The organism is Mesorhizobium sp. M1E.F.Ca.ET.041.01.1.1 (genome assembly GCF_003997355.1).
Classification (GTDB): Bacteria; Pseudomonadota; Alphaproteobacteria; order Rhizobiales; family Rhizobiaceae; genus Mesorhizobium.
Genome location: NZ_RZSL01000498.1, coordinates 1 through 4,560 on the forward strand (window position 1 = coordinate 1; position 4,560 = coordinate 4,560).

Here is a 4,560-nt window from a genome sequence, read left to right on the forward strand (position 1 = left end):
GACCTATCAGGGCGAGGCCTTCAAGAAGCGCGTCGAGCCGCTGGCGGCGGAACTCAATGCGCATGTCGCCGGCCATTGCGACGTCACCGACCCGGAAAGCCTCGACGCCGTCTTTGCCGACATCGCCAAGCATTGGGGCAAGCTGGATTTCCTCGTCCATGCCATCGCTTTTTCCGACAAGGACGAGCTCACCGGCCGTTATGTCGAGACGACGCGCGACAATTTCCTGCGCACCATGGACATTTCGGTGTTTTCCTTCACCACCATCGCCAAGCGCGCAGAGCCGCTGATGAGCGAGGGCGGTTCGCTTTTGACGCTGACCTACTACGGCGCCGAGAAGGTGATGCCGCACTACAACGTCATGGGTGTGGCCAAGGCGGCGCTTGAAGCCAGTGTGCGCTATCTCGCCGTCGACCTCGGCGCCAAGAAAATCCGCGTCAACGCGATTTCGGCCGGCCCGATCAAGACGCTGGCCGCCTCCGGTATCGGCGACTTCCGCTATATCCTGAAGTGGAACGAGTACAACGCCCCGCTGAAGCAGACGGTGACGCAGGAAGAAGTCGGCGATTCCGCCGTCTATTTCCTGTCGGACCTGTCGCGCGGCGTAACCGGCGAGGTTCACCATGTCGATTCCGGCTACCACGTCGTCGGCATGAAAGCGGTCGACGCGCCGGATATCTCGACCGTCAAGGATTAGATCTCTCCGCCTACCCTTCCACCAGGCCCTGGCCCGACCTCGGAAGACCTGATGTATCCGCTCGTCTACATCGCACGCCACGGCCAGACGCAGTGGAATGCCGAGGGTCGGCTGCAGGGGCAGGCGGACACCGACATCAACGCGTTCGGCCGCGCGCAGGCGACCCGAAACGGTCGCCGGCTGGCTGAATTCGTAACCAATCCCGCGGAGTTCGACTTCGTCGCCAGCCCGATGCGCCGCACGCGTGAGACGATGGAGCTGATGCGCGCGGCGATGGGACTCGATCCGTTCGCTTACCGCACCGATCCGCGCCTTGTGGAATTGAGCTTCGGCGATTGGCAGGGTTTCACCTTTGCCGAACTCGAAGCGAGGCTTCCCGGCTCGACGCACCGTCGCCGTTTCGACAAATGGGATTTCCAGCCGCCGGGTGAGGGCGCGGAAAGCTACGAAATGCTACTCGAACGGATAAAGCCGTGGTTTGACGCGCTTGACCGGCAGACGGTATGCGTCACCCATGGCGGCGTCATGCGGTGCCTGTTCCGCTTCGTCGAAGGCATGTCCAAGAAGGACGCGGCCCGCCTGGATATCCAGCAGGATCGCCTGCTCCGGCTGGAGGGCCGCAGCTTGGAGTGGTTGTAGAGCTTACGGCGCGGCGAATTCAGATCGGGCCGGCCTCACCTGAATTTAGTTCTGGTCGCTGTCCGGCAGTTGCATATCGGTCACGATATTCTCGCCGTTCGTCACGTCAAAGGCGATGACGATGTCCATGCCGGGCTTCAGCGCATCGAGATCGGTCTCGGCGTTGAGCTTGTAGGACTTGCCGTCGTCCAGCGTCAGCGTCAGCGTGTCCTTGTCGACCTTCTTGATCAGGCCTTCGGTCTGCCCGGCGAACGCGGCGGTTGAAATCATGAGCATGGCGCCAACAGCGCCAATCAGGGTACGCATCGTCGTCCTCTTTGGTCATTGCGCCGGCTGGTCAGCGGCGGGTCCTCAACGGCGGATGGAAGAGAGCAGAAACCAACCGAATGTGTCAAAACTAAATCGGCCAGATCACAGATTGATGCATCCGATCATCGTTTGACCGCTGTGGAAAACGCCAATAGAAGGCACCCTTGAACCGGCGAACCGGCTCCGCCGCCGGGCAGGGCGTTTTTCCATGTCGCACAACACCTTCGGCCATCTTTTCCGCGTCACCACCTGGGGTGAGAGCCATGGCGCCGCGCTCGGCTGCGTTGTCGACGGCTGCCCGCCGGGCATCCGTTTCAAGCGCGAGGATATCCAGGCCGAGCTCGACCGGCGCCGCCCGGGCCAGTCGCGTTTCGTCACCCAGCGCCGCGAGCCGGACGAGGTGAAGATCCTCTCCGGCTTCATCCTCGACGAGGACGGCGAGACGATGATCACCACCGGCACGCCGGTGTCGATGTTGATCGAGAATGTCGACCAGCGCTCCAAGGATTACGGCGAGATCGCCCGCCAGTACCGGCCGGGCCATGCCGACTATACCTATGAGGTCAAATACGGATTGCGCGATCATCGCGGCGGCGGCCGTTCCTCGGCGCGTGAGACCGCTGCCCGGGTGGCGGCCGGCGCGCTCGCCCGCAAGGTGGTGCCGGGCATGGTGGTGCGCGGCGCCCTGGTGTCGATGGGTGAAAAATCGATCGACCGCGCCAACTGGAACTGGAATTTCGTCGGTGATGCCGAAAACCCTTTCTTCACGCCGGATCCGGCCTCGGTCCCCGTCTTCGCCGCCTATCTCGACGGCATCCGCAAGGCCGGGTCCTCGGTCGGCGCGGTGATTGAGATCGTCGCCGAAGGCGTGCCTGCTGGCCTCGGCGCGCCGATCTACGCCAAGCTCGACCAGGACATCGCCTCGGGCCTGATGTCGATCAACGCCGTCAAGGGCGTCGAGATCGGCAACGGCTTCGAGGCCGCCCGCATCACCGGCGAGCAGAACGCCGACGAGATGCGCATCGGCAATGACGGCAAGCCGGTGTTCCTCTCCAACAATGCCGGCGGCATCCTCGGCGGCATCTCGACCGGGCAGGCGATCGTCGCCCGCTTCGCCGTCAAGCCGACCTCCTCGATCCTGACCCCGCGCAAGTCGATCGACAAGGACGGCAGGGACGTCGATGTCATGACCAAGGGCCGCCACGACCCCTGCGTCGGCATCCGCGCCGTGCCGATCGGCGAGGCCATGGTTGCCTGCGCGATCGCGGATCATTATCTGCGGCATAGAGGACAAACAGGGAAGGGAGTAGGCAGTAGGGAGTAGGCAGTAGGCAGTAGGCCAGCCCGACACAGCCTTTTTCCTTCCCTACTGCCCATTGCCTAATTCCTATTCCCTGCGAGCGAAGCGAGCACCTATGCCTTACGACCAGAAGAAGATCGTCGAAGCGATCCGTGCTTTCGAGCGCGGCGAGATCGTCGTCGTCATGGACGATGACGGACGCGAGAACGAGGGCGACCTGATCGTCGCCGCCGTCCACTGCACGCCGGAAAAGATGGCCTTTATCGTCCGCAACACCTCCGGCATCGTCTGCACGCCGATGCCGCGCGAGGAGGCGAGGCGGCTGAACCTCGCGCCGATGGTGGCCGACAATGATTCGGCCCACACCACGGCATTCACCGTCAGTGTCGACTTCAAGCACGGCACCACGACCGGCATTTCCGCCGACGACCGCACGCTCACCGTGCGCAATCTCGCCAACGGCAATGTCGGCGCCTCAGACTTCGTCCGTCCAGGTCACATCTTCCCTCTCATCGCGCGCGAAGGCGGCGTCTTGATGCGCTCGGGCCATACGGAAGCCGCTGTCGATCTCTGCAAGCTCGCCGGCCTGCCGCCGGTCGGCGTCATCTCCGAGCTGGTCAACGACGACGGCACCGTCAAGCGCGGGCCCGAGGTTCAGGCTTTCGCCAAAGAACATGGCCTGAAGCAGGTTTCGGTCGCCGATCTGATCGCCTACCGGCAGCGCAAGGAAACGCTGGTCGAGCGCGTCGCCTGCTCCGACATCGACACGCCCGGCGGCAAGGCGCAGGTTTTCACCTACACGCTGCCCTGGGATTCCATGCATCACGTCGCGGTCGTCTTCGGCGACATCCGCGACGGTGAGGAGGTGCCGGTGCGCCTGCATTCGGAGGATGTCGTCACCGACGTCTTCGGCACCAGCCATCGTCTGGAAGGCATCATGAAGGCGATGGGCGAGCGCAGGCGCGGCGTCATCGTTTATCTGCGCGAGGGCTCGGTCGGCGTCGCCCACCAGGAGCGCAAGCGGCCGGCGAGCGGTGAGCGCGAGGATCATGAGGAAGCGCGCCGGCGCGAGAACGAGTGGCGCGAGATCGGTCTCGGCGCTCAGATCCTGAAGGATCTCGGCATCTCTTCGATCAACCTGATCGCCTCGCGCGAGCGCCACTATGTCGGCCTCGAAGGTTTTGGCATCCATATCGCCAAGACGGAAATCCTTTAGGCTGTCGGGGGACGCGCCGGAAGTTCCTCCAGGCAGATCGCATGCTTACGCGATTGGCCGAAGCGCCCGCGACGTCGTCATCCAGGGTCCCCGCGCCGGAGCTTCGCTCCTGCGTCGCCCTAGAATGACGAAGTTCGAAAGGCGTCGGCTAATTTCGAACGTCTACGATGGGTTCGCCGATACGAACGACCGGGCGGTCTTGCGTCACTCAGCCGGGACAGCCGCTTCGTCTCCATCCAGATCGCAATCCTCCGTCGCCAGCCGGCATTGGCCGGCGAGCACGGTGGCTAACGCGATCGCGCCCGCCGCAACGGACACCCAGAACCCGCTCTGCGGTCCAAAAGCGTCGACCATCCAGCCGGCGGCGAAGGAGCCCAGCGCCATTCCGATGCCGATCCC

At 63.8% G+C, this 4,560-nt stretch carries 5 protein-coding genes and 1 pseudogene; 4 read left to right on the forward strand and 2 right to left on the reverse strand.

The annotated features are described in order from the left end of the window. A partial coding sequence (gene fabI / locus EOA38_RS28705) for an enoyl-ACP reductase FabI (RefSeq protein WP_127300818.1) occupies positions 1-697 on the forward strand: 697 nt, incomplete at its 5' end. A 51-nt stretch (positions 698-748) separates the two neighbouring features. Further along, on the forward strand, positions 749-1,336 hold the full coding sequence (locus EOA38_RS28710; protein ID WP_126095257.1) for a histidine phosphatase family protein: 588 nt from the start codon (positions 749-751) through the stop codon (positions 1,334-1,336). Between the two features lie 45 nt (positions 1,337-1,381). Here the strand turns inward: EOA38_RS28710 and EOA38_RS28715 are convergent, their stop codons facing one another. Further along, positions 1,382-1,642, reverse strand: a complete 261-nt coding sequence (locus EOA38_RS28715; protein WP_126095256.1) for a DUF1344 domain-containing protein — start codon at positions 1,640-1,642, stop codon at positions 1,382-1,384. Between the two features lie 211 nt (positions 1,643-1,853). Here EOA38_RS28715 and aroC point away from each other — a divergent pair, with 211 nt between their 5' ends. Together aroC and ribB are read left to right on the forward strand one after the other, a co-directional pair. Continuing rightward, the gene (aroC, locus tag EOA38_RS28720; protein ID WP_126095255.1) at positions 1,854-2,969 is read left to right on the forward strand and encodes a chorismate synthase; all 1,116 of its coding nucleotides are present in this window, start codon (positions 1,854-1,856) and stop codon (positions 2,967-2,969) included. A gap of 91 nt (positions 2,970-3,060) precedes the next feature. Beyond that, on the forward strand, positions 3,061-4,161 hold the full coding sequence (gene ribB, locus EOA38_RS28725) for a 3,4-dihydroxy-2-butanone-4-phosphate synthase (RefSeq protein WP_126095254.1): 1,101 nt from the start codon (positions 3,061-3,063) through the stop codon (positions 4,159-4,161). 204 nt (positions 4,162-4,365) lie between these two features. Here the strand turns inward: ribB and EOA38_RS28730 are convergent. Beyond that, positions 4,366-4,560, reverse strand: a pseudogene (locus EOA38_RS28730) (MFS transporter); the annotation flags it as partial.